Genomic DNA, 23624 nt, shown 5'->3' with positions numbered 1-23624 from the left:
TGTCAACCCATGGCAAGCGCTGGCCGGCTGCTGGTCGTCGATGACCACCCTGAGATCCGGGACGCGCTCGATGCGTTCCTGAGCCGCCGCGGCTTTGCGGTGGACACGGCAGCCGACCTGGCCGGCGCGCGCCGCGCGCTGCAGGCCGGCGGCGGCTTCGACCTGCTCGTGCTCGACGTGATGCTGCCCGACGGCAGCGGCCTGGCGTTCTGCCACGAGCTGCAGCAGGCCGGCGGTCCGCCGGTGATCCTGCTGTCGGCGCTGGCCGCGCCGGCGCAGCGCGTCGCCGGGCTGGAGACGGGCGCGGACGACTACCTGATCAAGCCCTTCGAGCCCGACGAGCTGAGCGCGCGCATCCGCAACGTGCTGCGCCGCTGCGGCCGGCGCGCGCAGCTCGGGCCGGCCTGGGTCTACCGCTTCGCCGCCTGGTGCTTCGACCCCGCCGAGCGCCGCCTGCGGCACGAGGACGGCCGCGAGCTCGTGCTCGGCGCCGCCGAATCGCGCCTGCTCGGCGTGCTGCTGCAGCGCCCGGGCGAGGTGCTGGGCCGCGAGCGGCTGCTGGACCTGTGCAGCGACGGCGCCGAGGTCTACGACCGCAGCATCGACAGCCAGGTCAGCCGGCTGCGCCGCAAGATCGAGGCCGACCCACGCCGGCCGGCGCTGCTGCGCACCGCCTGGGGCGACGGCTACCTGCTGGCCGTGCCGGTGCGCCGCGAGGCGGCCGCCGCCGCGCCGCTGGCCGCCTGAGCCGGCGTGAGCGCCCTGCCCCGCGTGCGCCGGCCGCTGCGGCTGCGCACCCAGCTGCTGGCGGTGCTGGCCCTGGCGCTGGTGCTGGCCGACGCGCTGGTGCTGGCGCTGTGGTGGCATGCCCATGGCGGCGTCCACCCGGTCGCGCGCGAGCAGGTGCAGGACCGGCTGCTCGCCGTCTACCGCCTCGCCGAAATCGCCCGGCCGGAGCGCATCGGCGTACTGCTGGGCGCCGCCCAGTCGCCGGAGGCGGTGTTCCAGGTGGCCGCCGCCCCCGGGGTCGATGCGGGGCCGATGACGACCGACGAGCGCGCCTTCGCCGCCGGGCTGCACACCCGCGTCGGCGCGGCGCCGGCGGTGCGCGTGCGCCTCGGGCCGCTGGACGACCCGCTGCCGGGCCGCCGCGCCGGGCTGCCGGCCTGGTGGCCCGGGCAGCCGGCGTTCGGCCTGCGGGTGGCGCTGGCGCTGCCCGACGGGCGCTGGCTGAACGCCCGGCTCGGGCCGATGGCGCAGCCGGGCGACACGCGGCTGATCGCGGCCTCGCTGCTGATCAGCGCCCTGCTCGCGGGCGGCCTGGTCGCGCTGGCGCTGGCGCGCCTGCTGCGGCCCTGGCGGCGCCTGGCCGACACCATGCAGCGCTTCGGCCGCGGCGAGCGCCCGGCGCCGCTGCCGCTGCACGGCCCGCGCGAACTGCGCGAGCTGAGCGCCAGCTTCAACGAGCTGCAGGCCCGGCTGGGCCGCTACGTGGACGAGCGCACCCGGCTGCTGGCCGCGATAAGCCACGACCTGCGCGCGCCGCTGACCGCGCTGCGGCTGCGCGTCTCGCTGGTGGACGACCCCGGGCCGCGCGCCGCGATGCTGCGCTCGCTGGCCGAGCTGCAGGAGCTGGTGGACGAGACCCTGCGCTTCGCCCGCGACGAGCACCAGGCCGACGCCAGCGAGGACCTGGACCTGGCCGCGCTGTGCGCCGGCCTCGTCGATGCGCGGCGCGGCACCGGCCAGCCGCTGGAGCTGGCGGCCCCGCCCGGGCCGCTGCCCTGGCGCGGCCGGCCGTTGGCCTTGCGCCGCGCCATCGGCAACCTGCTGGACAACGCGCTGCGCCATGGCCGGCGCGTGCGGCTGGTGCTGCACCCGCCCGGTGCCGGCGGCGTGCGGATCGACGTCGACGACGACGGCCCCGGCATCCCGCCGGAGCGGCTGGCGCGGGTCTTCGAGCCCTATGTGCGCGGCGACGACGGCGTGGCCGACAGCTTCGGCCTGGGCCTGGCCATCGCGCTGTCCTGCGTGCAGCTGCACGGCGGCACGCTGAGCCTGAGCAACCGCGCCGAAGGCGGCCTGCGCGCGCGCATCGCGCTGCCCGCCTAGCCGTGCCAGCGCTTGGTGGCGCGGCGCACCACCTCGGCCAGTTGGTGGGCGTCGGCCTCGATGTGGCGCAACCAGGTCGCGTCGTTGCCGGTGCCGGCGATCTCGCGGCGCAGGTACTGCAGCGCGGGCTCGGCGCGCAGCTCGGCGGCATGGCCGTCCAGCCGGCTCAGCACGGCCAGCAGATCGTCGCGCAGCACGCGGTGCTCGCCGGTCTCGGGGTCGACGAAGGTGCCGTCCAGCCCGAAGCGGCAGGCCTGGAAGCGGTTGAAGGTGTAGGGCAGGTAGTCGTCCTCGCTCAGCGTGAACGGCTTCTCGCGCGTCAGCCAGTGGGCCAAGCACTGGATGAAGCCGGCCAGCGCGGCGGCCTTCTCGATGGTCAGCGGCGTGTCCAGCACGCGGACCTCGATGGTGCCGAACTCGGGCTTGGGGCGGATGTCCCAATAGAAGTCCTTCATGCCCGAGACCACGCCGGTGCGCGTCATCTTGCCGAAGAAGACCGCGAAGTCGTCCCAGGTCTGCACGAACGGCGCGCGGCCCGACAGCGGGAAGGCGAACACCGAGTTCAGCCGCGCCGAGTCGAAGCCCGTGTCCTCGCCCTGCACGAACGGCGACGAGGCCGCCAGCGCGATCAGGTGCGGGATGAAGCGGCTCATGCCGTGCAGCAGCACCAGCGCCTCGTCGGCGCTCGGGCAGCCGACGTGGACGTGCTGGCCGAACACGGTGAACTGCTTGGACAGGTAGCCGTACAGCGACGACAGCTCGTGGAAGCGCTCGGTCTGGAAGATGCGCCGCCGCGTCCAGTGCTGGAAGGGGTGGGTGCCGCCGCCGCACAGGCTCACGTCCAGCCGCCCGGCGCAGTCCACCAGCGCGTTGCGGATCTCGCCCAGCTCGGCCAGCGCCTGGCCGTAGCCGGCGCAGACGCCGGTGGACAGCTCGATCATGCTGCTGGTGATCTCAGGCTTCACGTCGCCCGGGATGCGGTGCCGCGCCATCAGCCGCAGCAGGTCGCCCGAGACGGGCGCGAGGTCGTAGTCGTCGCTGTTGACGATCTGCAGCTCCAGCTCGACGCCCAGCGTCAGCGGCTGCGAGGTGGCGAATGAACCCAGGCTCATCGAGTCGTCTCCGTCTTGTGCTTGCGCCGCGGCGCCGGGGGCAGCTCGCCGGCCAGGCGCAGCGCGAACTGCACGGCGATGGGGCCGGCCAGCTCCAGCACCGCGATGCTGGCCAGGATGATGGGCGCGGCGCCGGCCGCCAGGCCCGGCTCGGCGCGCATCAGCTCGCTGAGCATGACCAGCGCGGTGGCGGACAGCGGCGTCATCGCGATCGACAGCGCCACGCCCTGGCGCAGGCTGGCGCCGGACCAGCGCGACAGCGCGACGATGGCCAGCGCCTTGGCCGCGAAGCGCGCCGCCAGCAGCGCCAGCGCCGCGAAGCCGCCGGCCACCAGGATCTGCGGCGTCCACGCCGAGCCGACGATGACGAACAGCATCAGCACCAGCGCGCCGCCCGAGGTGCCGAAATGGCGCGGCCACACCCAGGGCCGCTCGCTGGCGTTGCGCAGCAGCAGGCCGGCCAGCAGCGGCATCAGCAGCGTGGACACGCCGATGGCCCGCGCCGCGACGAGGGCGAAGGCGACCAGGCCGAACAGCAGCAGCGCCGCGCTCTCGTTGCGCAAATCCAGCCGGCGCGCGACCAGGAACACCGCGCCCGCCAGCAGCGCGGCCACGCCCAGCGTGGTCAGCAGCGAGATGGCCAGGCCGGCCAGCGCCTGCGGCAGGCTGCCGCCGTCGTCGGCGGCCCACCAGGTGCGCACCAGCGTCAGCGCGACGGCGGCGTACAGCGTGTTCAGCGCCGTCAGCAGCGTGGCGCGCTGCGTGACCTGGCCCTCCGCGCCCAGCTCCATCGCCACGCGGCCCGACACCGCGGCCGGCGCCGGCATGGCCAGGATGGCGCAGGCGACGGTCGTGGGCCAGCCCAGGCCGAACAGCCGCAGCACCACCGCCACCGCGGCGGCGCTCAGCAGCGCCTCCGCCAGGCTGGTGGCGGCCAGGCCCGGGTTGCGGCGCAGCCAGCGCAGGTGGACGCGGCTGCCGATCTCGAACAGCAGCAGGCCCAGCGCCAGGTCCGTCACCGTCTGCGCCGCGCCGTTCAGCGGCATCGCCACGCCGTGGCCGAAGGCGGCCGCGACGCAGCCCGCGAGCGTGTAGCCCGCCACGCGCGGCAGCCGCGTCGTCGCGGCGATGAATTCGCCGGCCAGCGCGCCGGCCAGCAGCACGCCGACGATGAACATCAGCTCGCCCGGCGGGGTGACGGCCAGGCCGGCCCAGACCCTCGCGCCGCTGTCGAGTGCGGTCATGCACGACTCCTTTCCAGTGAATGGGTGGGGGCGGGCCTGCCAGGCCCGCCCGGGGGGCGCATCGCCGTCGATCAAAATGCGGCCATGCACCTGCTCAGCGTCAACACCGCCCGCGTCGAGCACTTCGTCGCGGCCGGCGGCCAGTCCTTGGACTCCGCCATCCGCAAACGCTCGCGCGAGGGGCGCGTCGCCGTGCGGGCGCTGGGCCTGGCGGGCGACGAACAGGCGGACCTTACCGTACATGGCGGCCTGTCCAAGGCCGTGTACGCCTACCCGCACGAGCACTACGCCTTCTGGACCACCGTGCGCGGCCAGGCCCAGGTGGCCGGCGCACTGCAGCCGGGCGACCTGGGCGAGAACCTGACGATCGCCGGCCTGCTGGAAAACCGGGCCTGGCTGGGCGACGTGCTGCGCTTCCCCGACTGCGAGCTGGTCGTCTCCGAGCCGCGCCAGCCCTGCTTCAAGTTCAGCGCGCACATCGGCTTCGGCCAGGCGGCCAGGCTGATGGCGCAGAGCGGCTACTGCGGCTTCTACCTCGCGGTGAAGCGCGAGGGCACGATCGCCGCGGGCGAGGCGTTCGAGCTGCTGCCCGGCCCGCGCGAGGTCGGCGTGGCGGAACTGTTCAAGGCAAGGATGAGGAAGCCATGATGACGATGCGACGCCGGGAATGGCTGGCGGCGGCCGGCCTGCTGCCCTTCAGCGCCCATGCCGGTCCGGTGCTGCAGGTGGGGCCGACGCGCGCGCTGCGCTCGCTGGCCGCGGCCGCGCGCCAGGCCACGGACGGCACGCGGGTGGAGGTGGACGCGGGCGACTACGTCGGCGACGTGGCCGTCTGGCCCCAGCACGACCTGACGCTGCGCGCCGTGGGCGGCCGCGTCCGGGTCGTCGGCGCCGGCGCGCATGCGCAGGGCAAGGGCCTGTTCGTGACGACGGGGCGGCGCCAGCGCATCGAGGGCTTCGACTTCAGCGGCGGCGTGGTGCCCGACCGCAACGGCGCCGGCATCCGGCTGCAGTCCGGCTCGCTGACGCTGGTGGACTGCGGCTTCCGCGACAACGAGAACGGCCTGCTGACGGCCAACGACGAGTCCATCGAGCTGGACATCGTGGACTGCGACTTCGGCGCCATCCTGCCGCGCGGCGGCCAGACGCACAACCTCTACGTCGGAGGCATCCGGCGCCTGGCGGTCACGGGCAGCTACTTCCACCACGGCATGCAGGGCCACCTGCTGAAGAGCCGCGCGGCCGTCAGCCACATCCTCTACAACCGCCTGAGCGACGAGATCGGCGGCCGCGCCAGCTACGAGCTGGAGTTCCCGAACGGCGGCGTGGCCGTGGTGATGGGCAACCTCATCATGCAGAGCTCCACGACGGACAACCCGCACGTGATCTCGTTCGGCGTCGAGGGCGCCAAGTGGCCCCGGCAGGCGCTCTACCTGGTCCACAACACGCTGGTGGACCAGCGGCCCAGCGGCGGCATCTGGCTGCGCGTGACGCCGCGGCAGGCCGAGGTGATGCTGGCCAACAACCTGTTCGTCGGCGGCCAGAAGCTGCCCGCCGACAACGCCTGGACGCAGCGCGCCAACTTCACGGCCGACTGGGACGCCTTCGTGCGCGCGGTGCGCGAGGACTTCCGGCTGGCGCCCGGCTCGCCGCTGCGCGGCAAGGCGCAGGACGCGGGCGAGGCCGAGGGCGTCCGGCTCAGCCCGGTGCGCGAGTACCGCCACCCGCACGCCAGCGTCGCGCTCGCCGGCCCGGCGCGGCACCCGGGCGCCTTCCAGTCCTGATCAGGCGGCCTCGGCCGCCGGATAGTCCGTGTAGCCCTCGGCGCCGCCGCCGTAGAAGCTCTCCTTGCGCGCCGCGGCCCAGGGCAGGCCGGCGCGGATGCGTGCCGGCAGGTCGGGGTTGGCGATGAACGGCCGGCCGAAGGCCACCGCGTCCGCCCGGCCGCCGGCCACGGCCGCCAGCGCCGCCGCGCCGTCATAGCCGTTGTTGGCGATGTAGGGGCCGCCGAAGCGGCGGCGCAGCTCGGCGTAGTCGAACGGCGCGTTGTCGCGCGGGCCGCCGGTGGCGCCCTCCACCACCTCCAGGAAGGCCAGCTTCAGCGGCGCGAGGCGGTCCGCCACGTGGTTGAACAGCGCCTGCGGGTCGCTGTCCTGGCCGATGTCGTTGGCCGGCGTGACCGGGCTGAGCCGCAGCGCCGTGCGGCCCGCGCCGATCGCGTCGGCCACGGCCGCCATCACCTCGACCAGCAGCCGCGCGCGGTTCTCGATGGGGCCGCCGTAGGCGTCCGTGCGGTCGTTCGCGCTGTCGCGCAGGAATTGCTCGATCAGGTAGCCGTTGGCCGCGTGCACCTCCACGCCGTCGAAGCCGGCGGCGATCGCGTTGCGCGCGGCCTGCGCGTAGTCGGCGACCAGCGCCGGGATCTCGCCGGTGGCCAGTGCGCGCGGGGTGTCGGTGGGCACCAGCTCGCCGTGGGCCGCGTAGGTGCGCGTCTTGGCGGCGCGGGCCGTGGACGACACCGGCGCCGCGCCGCCCGGCTGCAGCCGGTTCACCGAGATGCGGCCCACGTGCCAGAGCTGGATGACGATGCGCCCGCCCGCGGCGTGCACCGCGTCGGTCACCTGCCGCCAGGCGGCGATCTGCGCCGGGCTGTGGATGCCGGGCGTGTCGAAATAGCCCTGGCCGTCGGGGCGGATCTGGGCCGCCTCGGTGATCAGCAGGCCGGCGCCGGCGCGCTGGCGGTAGTACTCGGCGGTCAGCGCCCGGGGCAGCTGGCCCGGCGCGCGGTTGCGCGTCAGCGGCGCCATGACGATGCGGTTGGCGAGCGGGATGTCGCCGAAGCGGGCGGGGTCGAACAGGGTGGGCATGGTGGGGGGCGGGGTTCCGTGGGATGGATGCGAAGGCCGCAAGGCTAGCCGGGTTGCCGCTTCCCCCGGCCGGGTGGGGTTGGACGGCGGTGTGTTAGCGACAATCCGCCCATGCTCGCCTACCGCCACGCCTTCCATGCCGGCAACCATGCCGACGTCCTCAAGCACCTGGTGCTGACCCGCGTGCTGCGCTACATGGGCGAGAAGGACAAGCCCTACACGCTGATCGACACCCACGCCGGCGCCGGCGGCTACTCGGTCGAGGGCCGCTACGCGCAGAAGAACGCCGAGTACGCGGCCGGCATCGCGCGCCTGTACGACGCCACCGACCTGCCCGCGCCGCTGGCCGACTACGTGGGCCTGGTGCGCGCCTTCAACCCGGACGGCCAGCTGCGCCAGTACCCCGGCTCGCCGGCCATCGCCAACTTCGTGCTGCGCGACACCGACCGGCTGCGCGCCTACGAGCTGCACCCGACCGACCACCGCATCCTCGCCAGCTACCTGGAGGCCCGCCCCCACACCCAGGTCAGCGACCGCGACGGCTTCGCCGCCATCAAGGCCGAGCTGCCCTCGCCCACGCGCCGCGCCGCGCTGCTGATGGACCCGCCCTACGAGATCAAGACCGACTACGCCAAGGTGCTGGCCGCGCTGCGCGAGGCGCTGGAGCGCGCGGCCGACACGGTGGTCATGGTCTGGTACCCGCAGCTGCAGCTGCTGGAGTCCACCCAGCTGGCGCCGCGCCTGAAGGCCAGCGCCGACGCGATGGCCAAGAAGGGCTGGCTGCATGTGCGCCTGAGCGTGGCGCAGGCCGACGAGCGCGGCTTCGGCATGCTCGGCAGCGGCATGTTCATCGCCAACCCGCCGTTCACGCTGCACGGCGAGCTGGCCGACTGCCTGCCGCTGCTGGTCGAGCGGCTGGGCCAGCACGACGGCGCGAACTACGTGCTGGAGCACAAAGCGGCCTGACGAGGACAATCCCGCCATGAGCACCCAAGACCTGACCGACGCCGAGTTCGCCGAACTCGACGAACTCCTCGCCGCCACGCCCGCGCCGCTGCAGCCGCTGGACGCCTCCATGCTGGACGGCTACCTGTGCGGCGTCATCGTGCAGCCCCGCCTCATCGACGTGGACGAGTGGCTGCCCAACATCTTCGACTACGACGGCGGCCGCCTGCCCGAGTCGGCGGACGCCGCCTGGCTGGACCGCATCACCGCGCTGGTGCAGCGCCGCCACGCCGCGCTGAACCGCGGGCTGGTGGAGGACGGCTGGTTCGACCCGGTCATCCTCGACATCGACGAGGAGCAGCCCCCCGAGCCGCTGCCCGAGGGCGCCAGCGACGAGGAGCGCGCCGCCCGCGACAGCTACGAGGCGCTGGGCCCGATCTCGCGCGCGCTGATGCCCTGGGTGGCCGGCTTCCAGCATGCGGTGCTGTGCTTCCCCGAGCTGGCCGAGCTGCCCGACGACGACGTCGCCACCGCGATGGCCCGCCTGTACCGCCACCTGCCGGCCGAGACGGCGGAGGAAAAGGAAGTCGTCGCCACGCTGGACCGCGCATACCCGCTGGAGGACCTGGACACCGCGATCGAGGAGCTCGTCGCCACCGTGGCCGACCTGGCGGACCTGACGGAAGAGGCGCGCTACCGCGTCGACACCATCCGCCGCGACCAGCCCAAGGTCGGCCGCAACGACCCCTGCCCCTGCGGCAGCGGCCGCAAATACAAGACCTGCCACGGCGCCAACTGATGCGGCTGCAGCTGCTCTCCGACCTCCACCTGGAGACGGAGCGCTATGTCCCCACGCCCGCACCCGGTGCCGAGCTGCTGGTGCTGGCCGGCGACATCGACGCCACCTGGCGCGGCTTCGAGCACTTCCGCGGCTGGCCGGTGCCGGTGCTGTTCGTGCCGGGCAACCACGAGTTCGACGGCCGCGACGTGGACGACGCGCGCGACGCGCTGCGCGCCCACGTGCAGGCGCTGGGCCTGCGCATGCTCGACGACGAGGCCGTCGTCATCGCCGACGCCCGGGGCCGGCGCGTGCGCTTCGCCGGCAGCACGCGCTGGTGCGACTTCGACGCCTTCGGCCCCGCCGGCCGCGAGCGCGCGATGCGGGCGGGCGGCTATTTCCAGAAGGTCATGCAGGCCACGCGCCACGGCCAGCCCTTCGGCGTCGAGGCCGTGCGCGCGCTGGCGCTGGACAGCCGCGCCTGGCTGGCCGGCGAGCTGCAGCGCACGGGCGACTGGGACGCCACCGTTGCCATCACCCACTTCGCGCCCAGCCTGAGGAGCGCCGACCCGCGCTACGGCCGCCAGCCCGGCACGGCCAGCTTCTGCAACGACGACGAGGCGCTGCTGCCCGGCGCCGCGCTGTGGCTGCACGGCCACCTGCACTGCCGGCAGGACTACCGGATCGGCGCCACCCGCGTGGCCAGCAACGCGCGCGGCCATGCGCGCAAGGGCGAGGCCGACGGCTTCGACGGCCAGTGGGTCATCGAGGTTTTCGCACCGGCTTGATGCGCAGCGCCCACATGACGCCGGCCATCAGCAGCGCGATGCCGGCCAGCGTCGCCGGCGGCGGCATGCGCCGGTGCCAGGCGAAGGCATAGGCCAGCGCCGACAGCGTCTCGAAGACGATCAGCTGGCCCGACAGCGAGGTCGGCAGCCGCTGGCTGGCCTCGTTCCAGCACAGCGTGCCCAGCCAGGACGAGCACAGGCCGATGGCCACCATCAGGCCCACGTAGCGCAGCGGCTCGTCGCCGAGCGGGAAGGCGTGGCCGGCCGGCAGCAGCGTGCCCGGCGCCGCGACGTGGACCGCGCCCACGGCCAGCAGCGCCGCGAGCGCCAGCGGCAGCGTGACCAGCCCCTGCGCCGTCGCCCAGGCCCGGGGGCTGCGGTCGCCGTGCGCGCGCAGCCAGTCCGCATTGCGGATGGGGTACCAGGTCCAGCAGGCCAGCGCGGCCAGGGCCAGCAGCGCGCCCTCGGCGTAGCGCCGCGGGTCGCCCTGGCCGGCCCGCAGCGCGGCCAGCTCGTCGCGGTTCACCAGCGCCAAGCCGGCCGCGATCAGTGCCAGCGAGGGCAGCAGCCTCGGCCACGGCAACTGGCCGTCGCGCACGCGGTTGCGGTGGTTGGCACACAGCGCGATGACGACCGGCAGCGTGCCGATGATCATGGTCGGCAGCGGCGCGCCCGCGTGCTGGATGGCGGCCGACAGCGTCAGGTAGTACAGGAAGTTGCCGATGGCGCTGAGCTTGACAGCCTCCCACCAGTCGGCCGGCCGCAGCTCGCGCAGCGCGCGGCGGTCCACCAGCGCCAGCGGCAGCGCGATGAGGCCGAAGGCGAGGTAGCGGCCCGCCACCAGCAGCGCGGGCGGGCAGGACGGCAGCATCACCGGCGCGACGAACACCAGCCCCCACATCAGGCCCGCGACGAGGGCGAACAGCACACCGGACAGCATGGCCGGCATCATGCCGCGGCCACCGTTCGCGCCATGGCGGCTCAGGCTTCGCGGGCGAACCAGTCGTGCACGGCCTCGCGCTCGGCCGGCGCGAGATGCAGGCCCAGCTTGCCGCGCCGCCACAGCACGTCGTCGGCGCTGCGCGCCCATTCCTGCGCGACGAGGTGGCGCAGCTCGGCCTCGAACAGCCCGGGCGCGACCTCCCGGCCCGGCGGCGCGGCGAGCACGCCGTCCGCGCGGTCGCCGTAGGCGCGCGCGAGCCGGGCGACGAGCGCGGGCGCGCGGTCGGCGTGGCGGGCCTGCAGTCCGGCCGTGAAGGCGGCGAGGTCCACGCCATGCTCGCCCAGGTCGCCGCCGGGCAGCGTGGCGCCGCGTGTCCAGGGCCGGCGCGGCTCGCCCAGCAGCGCGCCGAGTTGCGTCGCGCCGTCCTCGGCCAGCTTGCGGTAGGTGGTCAGCTTGCCGCCCCAGACGTTCAGCAGCGGCGCGCCGCCGGCGGCGTCGGCCTCCAGCAGGTAGTCGCGCGTCGCCGAGGACGCCGGGCCGCCGCCGTCCAGCAGCGGGCGCACGCCGGCATAGGTCCACAGCACGTCGGCCGGGCGCACCGGCGCGGCGAGGTAGCGGCTGGCCTGCTCGCACAGGTAGTCCACCTCGGCGGCGTCGATGGCCGCGCGCGAGGGCGGCGCCTGGTGCGCGGGCAGCTCGACGTCGGTGGTGCCGATCAGCGTGAAGCGGCCCTCGTAGGGGATCGCGAAGAGGATGCGGCCGTCGGGGTTCTGGAACAGGTAGGCGTGGTCGTGCGCGAAGCGCTGCGCCACGACGATGTGGCTGCCCTTGACCAGGCGCAGCCCGCGCGCCGGCAGCGGCCGGCCGTCCGCGCCCTGCGCGTGCTCGCGCAGGAAGCGCTCGGCCCAGGGCCCGGCCGCGTTGACCAGCGCGCGGCTGCGCAGCGTGCGCCCGCCCTGCAGCGTGATGCGCCAGTCCGCGCCGCGCACGGCGCGCGTGACGGCGCAGCGCGTCAGCACCTCGGCGCCGCGCGCCCGCGCGTCCAGCGCGTTGGCGACGACGAGGCGGGCGTCGTCCGCCCAGCCGTCGGCGTAGACGAAGCCGCGCGTGAACTCGGGCCGCAGCGGCGCGCCGTAGACGCTGCCGGCGAGCCGCACGCCGTGCGAGCCCGGCAGCAGCTCGCGGCGCGCGAGGTGGTCGTACAGGAACAGGCCGGCGCGGACCAGCCATGCCGGCCGCAGGTGCGGCGCGTGCGGCAGCACGAAGCGCAGCGGCCGGATCAGGTGCGGCGCGGCGCGCAGCAGCACCTCGCGCTCCTGCAGGGCCTTGCGCACCAGCGGGAACTCATGGGTTTCCAGGTAGCGCAGCCCGCCGTGCACGAGCTTGGTGGAGGCCGACGAGGTGTGCGCGGCCAGGTCGTCCCGCTCGGCCAGCAGCACCCGCCAGCCACGGCCCGCGAGGTCGCGCGCCAGGCCCGTGCCGTTGATGCCGCCGCCCACGACCACCACGTCAAAATCGTCCATGCAGCCACTCTAAGTGAACGACCGCCATGGACGCCTTGCTCGCGCTGGACCAGGGAACCTCAAGCTCGCGCGCGCTCGTGTTCGACCGCGCCGGCCGGCTGCTGGCCGTCGCGCAGCGCGAACTGGCGCAGCACTACCCGCAGCCCGGCTGGGTCGAGCACGACGCCGGGGAGATCTGGGCCGGCCAGCTCGCCTGCGCGCGCGAGGCCGTGGCCCGGGCGGGCGTGAGGCCCGCCGCCATCGGCATCACCAACCAGCGCGAGACCACCGTGCTGTGGGACCGCCGCACCGGCGAGCCGCTGCACCGGGCGCTGGTCTGGCAGGACCGCCGCACGGCGGCGCTGTGCGAGCAGATGAAGCACCAGGGCCTGGAGCCGCGCATCCGCGCGCTGACCGGCCTGGTGCTGGACCCCTATTTCTCCGCGACCAAGCTGCGCTGGCTGCTGGACCAGGTGCCGGGCGCCCGCGCCCGCGCCGAGCGCGGCGAGCTGGCCTTCGGCACCGTGGACAGCTGGCTGCTGTGGCAGCTGACCGGCGGCCGGGTCCATGCCACCGACGTCAGCAACGCCTCGCGCACGCTGCTGTTCGACATCCACCGCGGCGGCTGGAGCGACGAGCTGCTGGCCCTGTTCGACATCCCGCGCGCGCTGCTGCCCGAGGTGCTGCCCTCGGCCGGCGCCTATGGCGTGGCCGGCGAGTTCGGCGTGCCGATCGCGGGCGTGGCCGGCGACCAGCAGGCCGCGCTGTTCGGCCAGGCGGCGCTCGCGCCCGGCCAGGCCAAGAACACCTACGGCACCGGCTGCTTCCTGCTGATGCACACCGGCGCGCAGGCGCATGCGTCCACCCAGGGGCTGATCACCACGCGCGCCGCGCAGGCGGGCTCGGCGGCGCAGTACGCGCTGGAGGGCAGCGTGTTCGTCGGCGGCGCGGTGGTGCAGTGGCTGCGCGACGGGCTGGGGGCCATCCGGGACAGTCGCGAGGTGCAGGCGCTGGCGCTGAGCGTGCCGGACACCGGCGGCGTCATGTTCGTGCCCGCCTTCGCCGGCCTGGGCGCGCCCTACTGGCGGCCCGACGCGCGCGGCGCGCTGCTGGGCCTGACGCGCGGCACCACGCAGGCCCACATCGCGCGCGCGGCGCTGGAGAGCATCGCCTTCCAGAGCGCGGCGGTGCTGAACGCGATGAACGCCGACGTCGGCGTCGCGCGGCTCACGGAACTGCGCGTGGACGGCGGCGCGTCGGCCAACGACCTGCTGATGCAGTTCCAGGCCGACCTGCTCGGCATCCCGGTGCTGCGGCCCCGGGTCATTGAGACGACGGCGCTGGGCGCCGCGCTGCTGGCCGGGCTGGGCGCGGGGGTCTACGCATCGGCGGACGAGATCGGCGCCCTCTGGCAGCTGGAGCGCGCCTTCGAGCCGCGCATGTCGCGCGACGAGGCCGGCGCGCGGCTGGCGCAGTGGGACCGGGCGGTGCGGCAGGTGCTGGCCTGAGGGCGAGCGTTCGTCAGAGGACGAGCGCGCCGTCCTTGCTCTCCTGCGCCAGCAGCACCAGCAGCACGATGCCGCCGACGACCGGGACCAGGCCGATCAGCACCCACCAGCCGCTGCGGCCGCTGTCGCGCAGGCGGCGCACCGCCACGGCCAGCCCGGGCAGCAAGGTGCCGAGCGCGAAGGCGTAGTACGCGAAGTCGCTGACCATCATCAGCCCCACGCCGCACAGCACGAGGAACAGGAAGAACCACCAGTACTCCGGGCGGCTGGCGCGGCCGGAGAAGTCGGCGTACTTGCTGAAGCAGGTGCGGATGGAATCCTGGAACGTCATGGCGGGCCACTCCCCTGGGGCGGTGAAACAAGGCCGCGATGCTAGGGCCGCGCGGGCCGCCTGCCACTCCGGGTCGGCCCCGGGGGGCGCCGTGCCCGCCCCTGTCGCCACAATGCCGGCCCATGCGCCGTGCCGACCGCCTGTTCCAGATCGTCCAGCTCATCCGCGGCCGCCGCCTCACCACGGCGGACTACCTCGCGCGGCGGCTGGAGGTGTCGCTGCGCACCGTCTACCGCGACATCGCCGCGCTGGCCGCGCAGGGCGTGCCCATCGAGGGCGAGGCCGGCGTGGGCTACCGCATGCGCGCGGGCTTCGACCTGCCGCCGCTGATGTTCAGCAAGCAGGAGGCGCAGGCGCTGGTGGCCACGGTGCGCATGGCCGAGTCGCGGCTGGACGCCGTGCTGGCGCGCGAGGCCGAGGCGGCGCTGTCCAAGATCCTGGCCGTGCTGCCGCTGGACGCGCGCGCGGCGGCCGAGAGCCTGGCGCTGTACGCGCCGCTGCCGGCGCTGGACCCGGCCACCAGCACCCGCCTGACCGCGCTGCGCGAGGCCACCGAGGCGCGCCGCAAGCTCCGGCTGGGCTACCTGGACCTGGGCGGCGCGCGCAGCGAGCGCACCGTGCGCCCGCTGGCCTGCCTGTTCTGGGGGCCGGTGTGGACGCTGGCCGCCTGGTGCGAGCTGCGCCAGGACTTCCGCAGCTTCCGCGTGGACCGCATCGAGACGCTGGACGTGCTGGACCAGCGCTTCCGCGACGAGCCGGGCCGCACGCTGGCGGACATGAACCGGCAGCGGGAGGGGCAGGGCGGCGGTTAGCGCGGCGCGCACCGGCCGCACTGGCCGTGGCGCGGGCAAGACGTCGGGGCTCGCCGTGCCGGATTGGTAAAGCGCGGCGCCGATGAATGGAAAGTCCGGCGGCCTGAATGGTCAAGTCGGCGCAGCCGCTTCTCAGCGCCCCAGCACGCGCAGCAGCTCGGCCTCCATCACCGGCTTGGCGATGAAGCCGTTCATGCCGGCGGCCAGCGCGGCCTGGCGTTCCTGGTCGAGCACGGCGGCGGTGAAGGCGTGGATGGGCAGCGCGGCGGTGGCCGGGTCGGCGCGCAGCAGCGCGGTGGCCGCGAGGCCGTCCACCTTGGGCATGTGCAGGTCCATCAGCACGGCGTCCAGCCGGCCGGCCTGCGCGCGGGCCAGCGCCACGGCCTGCTCGCCGTCCTCGGCTTCCAGCACGTCGGCGCCCAGGCGCTGCAGCAGCGCGGTGATGATGAGGCGGTTGACCGGGTTGTCCTCGGCCACCAGCAGGCGCTGGCCGGCCAGCGGGTGGCGCGCCGGCGGCTGGGCGGGGTCGTGCGCGGCGGCGTCGTCCGCGCGGGCGGCTGCGGGCAGCGCCAGCTCGGCCCAGAAGGTGGAGCCGCTGCGGCCGTCGCTGTCCACGCCGACGCGGCCGCCCATGCGCGTGGCCAGTTCGTGGCAGATGGACAGGCCCAGCCCGGTGCCGCCGAAGCGCCGCGTGGTGGAGTCGTCGGCCTGCGCGAAGGGGCGGAACAGCCGCCGCTGCAGCGCCGCCGGCACGCCGATGCCGCTGTCGCGCACGGCCAGGCGCACGCGCCCCGGCGCCACCGACTCCACGGTCAGGCGGATGCCGCCGCGCTCCGTGAACTTGAGCGCGTTGACGAGGAAGTTGGCGAGGATCTGGCGCACCCGCAGCGGGTCGCCGACGACGTGGCGGGGCAGGCCGGGCGCGAGCTTGAGCTGCATCTCCAGCCCGCGTTCGCGGCCCAGCGCGGCGCCGCCCTCGAAGCTGGCGCGGGCCAGCGCGTGCAGGTCGAACTCGACGTGTTCCAGCGCCAGGTGGCCGGCCTCGATCTTGGAGAGGTCCAGCACGTTGGAGACGATCTCGTTGAGCGTCTCAGCCGCGCTGACGAGGTGGGCCAGGTACTGCGGGCGGCGTTCGTCGGGGCCGGCCTGCTGCAGCAGCCGCGCCAGGCCCAGCACGCCGTTGAGCGGCGTGCGGATCTCGTGGCTCATCGTCGCCAGGAAGGCGCTCTTGGCGTGGCTGGCGGCCTCGGCCTGCTGCTTGGCGGCCTGCAGTTCGCGCTGCTGGCGGCGGTGCTCGGTGACGTCCTCGGCCACCCACAGCGTCGGGCGGTCGCTGCCGGCGCCGCTGCGGCCGGGCAGCGGCGCGGGCAGGCCGCGCGCGTTGAAGCGCACGGTGATGCGCTCGCCGCCGGGCTGGCGGATGAAGTCGCGCTCGAAGGCCTGCGCGGCGCGGGCGATCTCGTGCGCGGCGGGCAGGGCGGGGCTGCCGTCGGCCAGCCGGGGCTCACGGCCGCCGAAGATGTCCTGCCAGTGGCGGTTGACGCGGTCGAAGCGCTCGCCGCGGGTCAGCGCGATGCCCACGCTGGCGTGCTCCAGGATGGCCTCGGCCTCGATGCGGGCGCGTTCGCCGTCGGTGATGTCGCGCGCGATCAGCATGGCGGCGGGCACGCCGTCCCATTCCAGCGTGGCCGCGGAGACGAGCACGTCGCGCCATTGGCCGTGCACGAGGATGGCGGAGCGGAAGTCGCGCGTCAGGCCGGTGGCGGCCAGCTCGGCCGCCAGGCGCCTGGGCTCGCTGCTGTCGGGCCACAGGCCCAGCTCGCGGCCGGTGCGGCCCATCAGCTCCTCGCGGCTGCGGCCGGCCAGCGTGCAGAAGCCCGAGTTGGTGAAGCAGATGCGGCCGTCGGCGATGTGCGCGACGCAGATGGCGTCCGGGCTGGCGCGCAGCAGCCGGTCCAGCATGCTGGCGGTGCGCTGGTGCTGCTGCAGCGCCAGCCGCTCGCCGGTGATGTTGTGGCTGACGCCGCGCCAGCCCAGGTGCGTGCCGTCGGCGGCGAACAGCGGCTCGCCGGAGCTGAGCGTCCACAGCAGCCGGCCGTCGGGCATGCGGAAGCCGTTGACGCGGTCCTGGAAGGCGCGCTTGGCGCGGATGTCCTCGCGCAGCGCCTGGGAGTCGGCGTCGCGCACGAGCATCGCGCCGCCGGGCTCGCCGATGCGCAGGAAGTCTTCGCGCTTGTGGCCCGACAGCGCCTCGAACTCCTCGGACAGCGTCGTCACGCGGAAGCGCGCATCGACCTGCCACTCCCAGTTGTGCGCGGCCCGCACCAGCCGGGCCAGGCGGGCCTCCTCGGTGAGCGCCTTGCGCAGCGCCGCCACCACCACGCGGTTGATGAGCAGCGCGGCCAGCAGCGCCGTGGCGGCGTACATGGTGTGGGCGACGAGGCGGTCGGCCAGCGTCACATGCACCGTCGCGGCCTGGCCGGTGATGAGGCCGCGCGCCTCCAGCAGCGCCAGCCCGCCGACGGCGGCCAGGTAGAGCGCGGCCAGCCCCAGCGCCGTGCGGCTGCCGGCCAGCCCGCCGCCCAGCGTGATGGCCAGGCAGGCCATGGCCAGCGACACCGTGTGCACGCCCAGGCCGGACTGCATCGCGTGCAGCGCCAGCGTGGCGATGGTCACGGTCAGCGCGACGGCGCAGGCCGCCCCGGAGCGCCCGGCGCGGCGCAGCGTCGCGGCCGCCGCCGCGGCGGCCAGCATGCCGAGCGCGATCAGCAGCCGCTGGCCGGACAGCGCGCTACCGCTGCCGGTGGCGAACTCCACCGCGCCCACCGCCGCCAGCGCCGCGCCCAGGCACAGCATGACGATGGCCAGCACGCGCGCCGCCAGCTGGTGCGGCGTCTCGCGCGGGCTGGCGGCGGCGGGCGGGGGACTCGTCATGGCGCGAATCATCGCGCGGTCCGCGCGCGGCCCCGGCGTGGCACGTACAGTGCGCCGCGTCCTCCTTCACGCCCGCCCGCCATGATCGAACTGCACTACTTCCCGAGCAACGCCAGCTTCGCGCCGCACCTGCTGCTGGAGGAGATGGGCGTGCCCTTCACGCTGCGCCAGGTGGACCGCGCCAACGGCGAGCACAAATCGCCGGCCTACCTGAAGCTCAACCCCAACGGCCTGATCCCGACGCTGGTGGACGGCGAGCTGGTGGTCTACGAGACGGCCGCCATCCTGATGCACCTGGCCGACGCCCACCCGGGCTTCGCCCCGGCGCCGGGCACGCCCGGGCGGGCGCACTACTACCAGTGGATGGTGTGGCTGACCAACACGCTGCAGGCCATGCTGATCCACTACTTCTACCCGGAGCGCATGGCCCCGGACGCGGCCGGGGTGAAGGCGCGCGCCGAGGCGCAGGTCGGCCCGATGCTGGACCAGCTCGACGCCGAGCTGGCCCGCCACGGCGGCCCGTGGTTCCTGGGCGAGCACTACACGGCGGTGGACCCGCTGGTCTTCATGCTGTGCCGCTGGACGCGCATGCACGCCCGGCCGGCCCGGGCGCGGCCGGCGCTGGGGGCCTACCTGGCGCGGGTGCGGGAGCGGCCGGCGACGCGGCGGGTGGTGGAGAGGGAGGGGTTGGGGGAGCCGGTGTATTGAATGGGCTGCTTTTGCGGCGGTCCGTATGCTGCCGAGCAGCGTCAAACCCGCGCTGCTTTTGCGGGGAGCTTTTGCGGTTCGGTGCACCGCGCCGGGAATCCGCCCCGGCGGGCGGGTAACTTTCTTCTGTCGGCGCCAGAAGAAAGTCACCAAAGAAGAGGCGCTGAACCGCACGCGGGTGCAAGCCCGCCGTGAGCCTCTTCGAAAACACGCGCTCTGATCCAGGCAAGAAGCGACCCGCTGCGCTCTCGCCGCTGTCCCTGTGACGAGGCCCAGCCTGCCACCATCGGCCCGGCCAACGTCGGCTGCACGCCGAACTCACGAGTCGAAATGCAAGCGTCGCTGGGGCGACGCGTCGGCGCGGCTGGTGCCTTCCCTGGTGAGCCCGGCGTGCAGCCGGCGTTGACCGGCGTGAAGGTCCGTGCTGTGGTGCTGGTCACAGGGACAGCGGCGAGAGCGCAGCGGGTCGCCTCGGGGCGCTCGTCGGGCGCTTGTTTTCGCGCGCGGCGCTTGCGCCAGGGCGGTGGAGTGCGGTTGGCGCCTCTCTTTTGGTGACTTTTCTCTGGCAAGACAGAGAAAAGTTACCCGCCCGCCGGGGCGGATTCCCGGCGCGGTGCACCGGGTCGAAAGGCTCGCCGCAAAAGCAGCGCGGGTTTGACGTCCGCAGCAGCAAGCCGCTCCAGCGCATCAAGGCGCCGCACACAGGCAATGCACCGCCGCCACCCTGTCCCACCGTCCCTGAGCGCCCTGCGCCGCCAGCGCCTTCAGCGTCGCCAGTTCCTCGGCGACCGGCGCGGGCAGCGCGTCCAGGCCCAGTGCCTGCCCCAGCGCCCGGGCCAGCGGCGGCGCCAGCACGTCGGCCAGCGACGCGAGCAGCCGCTCGCGGCGGCTCAGGTCGCGCTCCACGTAGGCGATGCGCGGCGGCTCGCCGGCCTTCAGGTCCAGCTTGGCCAACTGCGCGGCCGCCCGCACCGCGTCGTCGAAGCGGCCCAGGCGGTCCACCAGGCCGCGCTCCCGGGCCTGCGCGCCGGTCCAGATGCGGCCCTGGGCCACGGCGTCGATCTGCGCCGGCGTGGACTTGCGCGCCTGCGCGGCCAGGCCCTTGAAGCGGTCGTAGACATGGTCGATGCCCGCCTGCACCGCCGCCGCCATGCGCGGGTCCAGCGGGCGGCGCGGGTCGAAGCCGCCGGCCAGCCAGGTGGTGCGCACGCCGCCCGTGTGCAGCGACAGCTTGTCCATCAGCCCCTCGGCCGTGGGCAGCAGGCCGAACACGCCGATGCTGCCGGTGATGGTGCCGGGGTCGGCGATGACGGCGTCGCTGCTGGTGGCGATCCAGTAGCCGCCCGAGGCCGCCACGTCGCCCATGGACACGACGACCGGCTTGCCGGCCGCACGCGTCAGCTCCAGCTCGCGGCGCACGATCTCCGACGCGAACGCGCTGCCGCCCGGCGAGTTCACGCGCAGCACCACGGCCCGGATCGCGGCGTCCTCGCGCGCCTTGCGGATCAGCCGCGCGGTGGAGTCGCCGCCGATGCGGCCCGGGCCGGCGTCGCCGTCCACGATCTCGCCCTCGGCGACGACGACGCCCACGCCCGGCTGCGCGGCGCTGGGCGCGCCGGCGTCCTTCACATGGGCCAGGTATTCGCCCAGGCCCACCTGGCGGAAGCTCTTGGCCTGCTCGTCCGGCGCGCCCCGGGCGATCAGCAGCTCGCGCATCTGGTCGCGCGTCTTCAGGCCGTCCACCAGCTTCTGCTGCAGCGCCAGCTGCGCGGCGTCGCCGTTCACGGCGGCCAGGCGCTGCGGCAGGTCGTCGATGCCGCGGGCGATGCTGCCGGCCTCCAGCTTGCGCGCGGCCTCGACGGCGTCGGTGAAGCCGCGCCACAGCTCGCCGTAGACCAGCCCCTCGGCCTCCAGCGACGCCGGGCTCGGGCCGTTGGCGGTGTAGGTCTCGCCGAAGCTCTTGTAGGTGCCGGCCTTGATGACGTGGGCGGTCACGCCCACGCGGTCCAGCGCGTCCTTGTAGTAGGTGCGCCAGCGGCCGAAGCCTTCCAGCATCACCAGGCCCATCGGATGCAGGTAGGCCTGGCTGGCCTGCGCGGCCAGGTAGTAGCCGCGCTGGCCGTAGCTGTCGGCATAGGCCAGCACCGGCTTGCCGCTCTGCTTGAAGCGCTGCAGCGCCGCCGCCACCTCGTGCAGCCCGGCCAGGCCCGCGCCGTCCAGCCCGTCCACGTCCAGCAGCACGGTGCTGATGCGCGCGTCGCGGGCGGCCTGGTCCAGCGCGGCCAGCACGTCGCGCAGCCGCGTCTGCCGCGGCAGGCCGCGGCCCTGGGCCTGCGCCAGCAGCTGCTCGCGCGGGCTGGCGGAGAACTGCTCGACCAGGTTGCCGTCGAGCTTGAGCACCAGCGTGGTCTTGTCGGCCAGCGGCCGCGGGCCGCGGCTGAGCAGCGCCGCCGCGACGGCGACGATGAGCAGCAGCACCAGCAGGTTCAGCAGCACGCGGCGGGTGCCGTCGAGCAGCCGCCAGGCCGTGGAGAACAGCCAGCCGAGGCCGGAGAACAGGGACTTCATGGACCGTTGCCTTGAGGGTTGACGCCGGGCGATTGTCAGGGGCGGCGGCGCTAAGCTCCGCCGGTCACGGTTGCGAGGACGCCTCATGCTTGCTTGGCCCGCTTGGACGCGCCGCATCAACCAGCACTTCCCGCTGCGCTACGCCGCCTGGGCGCTGTGCGCGCTGCTGGCGCTGCTCTTCGCCATCGGCTGGCAGGCCGGGCTCAGCCACGGCCTGCTGGCGCTGGCCTTCCTGGCGCTGGCGCTGCTGGGCCTGCGCGACGCGCGCCAGCCGCGCCACTCCATCCTGCGCAACTACCCCGTCATCGGCCACCTGCGCTTCCTGCTGGAGTTCATCCGCCCCGAGATCCGCCAGTACTTCCTGGAGGGCGACAACGATGCCGCGCCGTTCTCGCGCGCGCAGCGCTCCATCGTCTACCAGCGCGCCAAGGGCGACCCCGACCAGCGCCCCTTCGGCACGCAGCTCGACGTCGGCGCGCGCGGCTACGAGTGGATCAACCACTCGCTGGCGCCCACCCACCTGACCAGCCACGACTTCCGCATCACCATCGGCGCGGGCCGCGCCCAGCCCTACTCGGCCAGCGTGTTCAACATCTCGGCGATGAGCTTCGGCGCGCTCAGCGCCAACGCCATCCTGGCGCTGAACCGGGGCGCCCGGCTGGGCGGCTTCGCGCACGACACCGGCGAGGGCTCGATCAGCGCGCACCACCGCGTCCATGGCGGCGACCTGATCTGGGAGATCGGCTCCGGCTACTTCGGCTGCCGCAACGACGACGGCAGCTTCAGCGCCGAGAAGTTCCAGGCCGGCGCCACCGACCCGCAGGTCAGGATGATCGAGCTCAAGCTCAGCCAGGGCGCCAAGCCGGGCCACGGCGGCGTGCTGCCGGGGCCGAAGGTGACGGCGGAAATCGCCGCCGCGCGCGGCGTGCCGGTGGGCGTGGACTGCATCTCGCCGGCCCGCCACAGCGCCTTCTCCACGCCGGTCGAGATGATGCGGTTCATCGAGCAGCTGCGCACGCTGTCGGGCGGCAAGCCCACCGGCTTCAAGCTCTGCATCGGCCACCCGTGGGAGTGGTTCGCGCTGGCCAAGGCCATGCTGGAGACCGGCATCACGCCGGACTTCATCGTCGTCGACGGCGCCGAGGGCGGCACCGGCGCGGCGCCGCTGGAGTTCACCAACCATGTCGGCGCGCCGGTGCAGGAGGGGCTGCTGCTGGTACACAACACGCTGGTGGGCCTGAACCTGCGCGAGCGCATCAAGATCGGCTGCGCCGGCAAGGTCACCAGCGCCTTCGACATCGTGCGGCTGATGGCGCTGGGCGCCGACTGGTGCAACGCCGGGCGCGGCTTCATGTTCGCGCTCGGCTGCGTGCAGGCGCAGGCCTGCCACACCGGCCACTGCCCCACCGGCGTGGCCACGCAGGACCCGCTGCGCCAGCGCGCCCTCGTCGTGCCCGACAAGGCCCAGCGCGTCGCCAACTTCCACCAGCACACGCTGAAGGCGCTGAAGGAGCTGGTGGAGGCCGCCGGCCTGTGCCACCCGCAGGAGATCACCGCGCAGCACATCGTGCACCGGCTGGACCGGCACGAGGTGCGGCTGCTGGCCCACCTGCTGCCCTTCGTGGAACCCGGCGCGCTGCTGCGCGGCGAGCTGCCGCACGCCACCTTCCGGATCTACTGGCCGCTGGCCAGCGCGCACAGCTTCGCGCCGCAGGGCGCCATCGGCCGCTCCCCCTGAACCGGGCGGCCGCGCGCGGCGGAAACGGCCTCTTGCGCCCGGACAATGCCCGCCGCCCGCCGCCCGCCGCCCCCCGCCATGCCCACCGTCTACCTGCTCCGCCCCACCGACGCCATGCGGCAGCGCACGCACGCGCGGCTGCAGCAGGCCGGCGGCGTGGCGCTGGCCGGCAGCTGCGACAACCTGGCCGACGCGCTGGCCGAGATCGACGCGCTGGCGCCCGACATCGTCGCCTGCGACCTGCGCCTGGCGGACAGCCACGCGATGCGCGCGGCGCATGCGCTGGGCCGGCTGGCCGTGCGCCCGCAGCTGCTGCTGTTGACGCCCACCGCCGACGACCTGCAGCTGTTCGCCGCGCTGAGCGCCGGCGGCAACGCCTACCACGTGGACGACGGCAGCGGCGCCGGCCTGGCCGACGCGCTGGCGCGGCTGCACGACCGCCGCGCCCGGCTCAGCCCGCAGCTCTCGCGCCAGGCGCTGGCCGCGTTCGGCATCGAGCGCAGCCCGCTGGCCGTGGCCCGCCAGGCCGCCGCCGCGCGGGACGCCAGCCCCGCCGGCCGCCAGGTCGACCAGGCCAGCCGCCACGTGCTGACGCTGCTGTCGCAGGGCCTGCTGCTGGCCGAGATCGCCGCGCTGTGGGCGCTGGAGGCCGCCGAGATCGAGCGCCGCCTGTGGCGCCTCGTGCGCCTGCTGCACGTCCGCTCGCGCGAACTGCTGATCGCCTGACCCGGCGC

20 protein-coding genes are annotated in these 23624 nt (G+C 74.6%); 12 read left to right on the top strand and 8 right to left on the bottom strand.

The window, feature by feature from the left end; genetic code table 11:
* The first annotated feature begins 9 nt into the window (after positions 1–9).
* Positions 10–747: a response regulator transcription factor gene (locus tag QM788_RS06920; protein ID WP_415660747.1), complete on the top strand. Its 738-nt coding sequence runs from the start codon at positions 10–12 to the stop codon at positions 745–747.
* A gap of 6 nt (positions 748–753) precedes the next feature.
* Complete coding sequence (locus QM788_RS06915; protein WP_415660746.1) at positions 754–2112, top strand: sensor histidine kinase; 1359 nt, start codon at positions 754–756, stop codon at positions 2110–2112.
* Here QM788_RS06915 and QM788_RS06910 read toward each other — a convergent pair.
* Together QM788_RS06910 and QM788_RS06905 are read right to left on the bottom strand one after the other, a co-directional pair.
* The gene (locus QM788_RS06910; protein WP_415660745.1) at positions 2109–3224 is read right to left on the bottom strand and encodes a YbdK family carboxylate-amine ligase; all 1116 of its coding nucleotides are present in this window, start codon (positions 3222–3224) and stop codon (positions 2109–2111) included. The genes QM788_RS06915 and QM788_RS06910 overlap by 4 nt on opposite strands.
* The gene (locus QM788_RS06905) at positions 3221–4468 is read right to left on the bottom strand and encodes a cation:proton antiporter (protein ID WP_415660744.1); all 1248 of its coding nucleotides are present in this window, start codon (positions 4466–4468) and stop codon (positions 3221–3223) included. The genes QM788_RS06910 and QM788_RS06905 overlap by 4 nt, the downstream gene beginning before the upstream one ends.
* Before the next feature lie 84 nt (positions 4469–4552).
* Between QM788_RS06905 and QM788_RS06900 the strand changes: the two genes are divergently transcribed.
* Both QM788_RS06900 and QM788_RS06895 read left to right on the top strand, forming a co-directional pair.
* Positions 4553–5116: an MOSC domain-containing protein gene (locus QM788_RS06900; RefSeq protein ID WP_415660743.1), complete on the top strand. Its 564-nt coding sequence runs from the start codon at positions 4553–4555 to the stop codon at positions 5114–5116.
* Positions 5113–6252, top strand: a complete 1140-nt coding sequence (locus tag QM788_RS06895) for a hypothetical protein (RefSeq protein WP_415660742.1) — start codon at positions 5113–5115, stop codon at positions 6250–6252. The genes QM788_RS06900 and QM788_RS06895 overlap by 4 nt, the downstream gene beginning before the upstream one ends.
* On the opposite strand, the gene QM788_RS06890 is transcribed toward QM788_RS06895, so the two are convergent.
* Positions 6253–7335, bottom strand: coding sequence for an alkene reductase (locus QM788_RS06890; protein ID WP_415660741.1), 1083 nt, complete (start codon positions 7333–7335; stop codon positions 6253–6255).
* A gap of 111 nt (positions 7336–7446) precedes the next feature.
* Here QM788_RS06890 and QM788_RS06885 point away from each other — a divergent pair, with 111 nt between their 5' ends.
* The 3 genes from QM788_RS06885 to QM788_RS06875 are packed head-to-tail and all read left to right on the top strand — an operon-like array spanning position 7447 to position 9846.
* A complete protein-coding gene (locus QM788_RS06885; protein WP_415660740.1) occupies positions 7447–8301 on the top strand; it encodes a 23S rRNA (adenine(2030)-N(6))-methyltransferase RlmJ in 855 nt (284 codons plus the stop codon).
* 16 nt (positions 8302–8317) lie between these two features.
* Positions 8318–9079, top strand: a complete 762-nt coding sequence (locus tag QM788_RS06880) for a UPF0149 family protein (protein WP_415660739.1) — start codon at positions 8318–8320, stop codon at positions 9077–9079.
* On the top strand, positions 9079–9846 hold the full coding sequence (locus tag QM788_RS06875) for a metallophosphoesterase (protein WP_415660738.1): 768 nt from the start codon (positions 9079–9081) through the stop codon (positions 9844–9846). The genes QM788_RS06880 and QM788_RS06875 overlap by 1 nt, the downstream gene beginning before the upstream one ends.
* On the opposite strand, the gene QM788_RS06870 is transcribed toward QM788_RS06875, so the two are convergent.
* Entirely contained in the window at positions 9821–10786 is a 966-nt protein-coding gene (locus QM788_RS06870; RefSeq protein ID WP_415661169.1) for a DMT family transporter, read from the bottom strand. The genes QM788_RS06875 and QM788_RS06870 overlap by 26 nt on opposite strands.
* 41 nt (positions 10787–10827) lie before the next feature.
* Positions 10828–12312 carry a glycerol-3-phosphate dehydrogenase gene (glpD, locus tag QM788_RS06865; RefSeq protein ID WP_415660737.1) on the bottom strand — a complete coding sequence of 495 codons (1485 nt, stop codon included), beginning with the start codon at positions 12310–12312 and terminating at the stop codon, positions 10828–10830.
* Between the two features lie 26 nt (positions 12313–12338).
* Here glpD and glpK point away from each other — a divergent pair, with 26 nt between their 5' ends.
* Positions 12339–13799 carry a glycerol kinase GlpK gene (gene glpK / locus QM788_RS06860; protein WP_415660736.1) on the top strand — a complete coding sequence of 487 codons (1461 nt, stop codon included), beginning with the start codon at positions 12339–12341 and terminating at the stop codon, positions 13797–13799.
* A gap of 13 nt (positions 13800–13812) precedes the next feature.
* Here the strand turns inward: glpK and QM788_RS06855 are convergent, their stop codons facing one another.
* A complete protein-coding gene (locus QM788_RS06855) occupies positions 13813–14130 on the bottom strand; it encodes a DUF805 domain-containing protein (RefSeq protein ID WP_415660735.1) in 318 nt (105 codons plus the stop codon).
* 122 nt (positions 14131–14252) lie between these two features.
* Here QM788_RS06855 and QM788_RS06850 point away from each other — a divergent pair, with 122 nt between their 5' ends.
* Positions 14253–14942: a helix-turn-helix transcriptional regulator gene (locus QM788_RS06850; RefSeq protein WP_415660734.1), complete on the top strand. Its 690-nt coding sequence runs from the start codon at positions 14253–14255 to the stop codon at positions 14940–14942.
* A 132-nt stretch (positions 14943–15074) separates the two neighbouring features.
* On the opposite strand, the gene QM788_RS06845 is transcribed toward QM788_RS06850, so the two are convergent.
* A complete protein-coding gene (locus QM788_RS06845; RefSeq protein ID WP_415660733.1) occupies positions 15075–17876 on the bottom strand; it encodes an ATP-binding protein in 2802 nt (933 codons plus the stop codon).
* 81 nt (positions 17877–17957) lie between these two features.
* Here QM788_RS06845 and QM788_RS06840 point away from each other — a divergent pair, with 81 nt between their 5' ends.
* A complete protein-coding gene (locus QM788_RS06840; protein WP_415660732.1) occupies positions 17958–18584 on the top strand; it encodes a glutathione S-transferase family protein in 627 nt (208 codons plus the stop codon).
* A gap of 687 nt (positions 18585–19271) precedes the next feature.
* On the opposite strand, the gene sppA is transcribed toward QM788_RS06840, so the two are convergent.
* Positions 19272–21152 (bottom strand): signal peptide peptidase SppA, encoded by a 1881-nt coding sequence (gene sppA, locus QM788_RS06835; protein ID WP_415660731.1) that lies wholly within the window; start codon positions 21150–21152, stop codon positions 19272–19274.
* An 85-nt stretch (positions 21153–21237) separates the two neighbouring features.
* On the opposite strand from sppA, the gene QM788_RS06830 reads away from it, so the two are divergent.
* Both QM788_RS06830 and QM788_RS06825 read left to right on the top strand, forming a co-directional pair.
* Entirely contained in the window at positions 21238–22890 is a 1653-nt protein-coding gene (locus QM788_RS06830) for an FMN-binding glutamate synthase family protein (protein WP_415660730.1), read from the top strand.
* A 78-nt stretch (positions 22891–22968) separates the two neighbouring features.
* Entirely contained in the window at positions 22969–23616 is a 648-nt protein-coding gene (locus QM788_RS06825; RefSeq protein ID WP_415660729.1) for a hypothetical protein, read from the top strand.
* Positions 23617–23624 lie beyond the last annotated feature (8 nt).

The organism is Roseateles sp., assembly GCF_047654785.1.
Classification (GTDB): Bacteria; Pseudomonadota; Gammaproteobacteria; order Burkholderiales; family Burkholderiaceae_C; genus Pelomonas.
Note: the sequence above shows the minus strand (reverse complement) of the source record. Positions and strands in the feature narration are given on the sequence as shown.

Coding starts and splice junctions, on each gene's coding strand:
- QM788_RS06920 (WP_415660747.1), top strand. CDS start 10: ATGGCAAGCGCTGGCCGGCTGCTGGTCGTCGATGACCACCCTGAGATC.
- QM788_RS06910 (WP_415660745.1), bottom strand. CDS start 3,224: ATGAGCCTGGGTTCATTCGCCACCTCGCAGCCGCTGACGCTGGGCGTC.
- QM788_RS06905 (WP_415660744.1), bottom strand. CDS start 4,468: ATGACCGCACTCGACAGCGGCGCGAGGGTCTGGGCCGGCCTGGCCGTC.
- QM788_RS06900 (WP_415660743.1), top strand. CDS start 4,553: ATGCACCTGCTCAGCGTCAACACCGCCCGCGTCGAGCACTTCGTCGCG.
- QM788_RS06895 (WP_415660742.1), top strand. CDS start 5,113: ATGATGACGATGCGACGCCGGGAATGGCTGGCGGCGGCCGGCCTGCTG.
- QM788_RS06890 (WP_415660741.1), bottom strand. CDS start 7,335: ATGCCCACCCTGTTCGACCCCGCCCGCTTCGGCGACATCCCGCTCGCC.
- QM788_RS06885 (WP_415660740.1), top strand. CDS start 7,447: ATGCTCGCCTACCGCCACGCCTTCCATGCCGGCAACCATGCCGACGTC.
- QM788_RS06880 (WP_415660739.1), top strand. CDS start 8,318: ATGAGCACCCAAGACCTGACCGACGCCGAGTTCGCCGAACTCGACGAA.
- QM788_RS06875 (WP_415660738.1), top strand. CDS start 9,079: ATGCGGCTGCAGCTGCTCTCCGACCTCCACCTGGAGACGGAGCGCTAT.
- QM788_RS06870 (WP_415661169.1), bottom strand. CDS start 10,786: ATGCTGTCCGGTGTGCTGTTCGCCCTCGTCGCGGGCCTGATGTGGGGG.
- glpD (WP_415660737.1), bottom strand. CDS start 12,312: ATGGACGATTTTGACGTGGTGGTCGTGGGCGGCGGCATCAACGGCACG.
- glpK (WP_415660736.1), top strand. CDS start 12,339: ATGGACGCCTTGCTCGCGCTGGACCAGGGAACCTCAAGCTCGCGCGCG.
- QM788_RS06855 (WP_415660735.1), bottom strand. CDS start 14,130: ATGACGTTCCAGGATTCCATCCGCACCTGCTTCAGCAAGTACGCCGAC.
- QM788_RS06850 (WP_415660734.1), top strand. CDS start 14,253: ATGCGCCGTGCCGACCGCCTGTTCCAGATCGTCCAGCTCATCCGCGGC.
- QM788_RS06845 (WP_415660733.1), bottom strand. CDS start 17,876: ATGACGAGTCCCCCGCCCGCCGCCGCCAGCCCGCGCGAGACGCCGCAC.
- QM788_RS06840 (WP_415660732.1), top strand. CDS start 17,958: ATGATCGAACTGCACTACTTCCCGAGCAACGCCAGCTTCGCGCCGCAC.
- sppA (WP_415660731.1), bottom strand. CDS start 21,152: ATGAAGTCCCTGTTCTCCGGCCTCGGCTGGCTGTTCTCCACGGCCTGG.
- QM788_RS06830 (WP_415660730.1), top strand. CDS start 21,238: ATGCTTGCTTGGCCCGCTTGGACGCGCCGCATCAACCAGCACTTCCCG.
- QM788_RS06825 (WP_415660729.1), top strand. CDS start 22,969: ATGCCCACCGTCTACCTGCTCCGCCCCACCGACGCCATGCGGCAGCGC.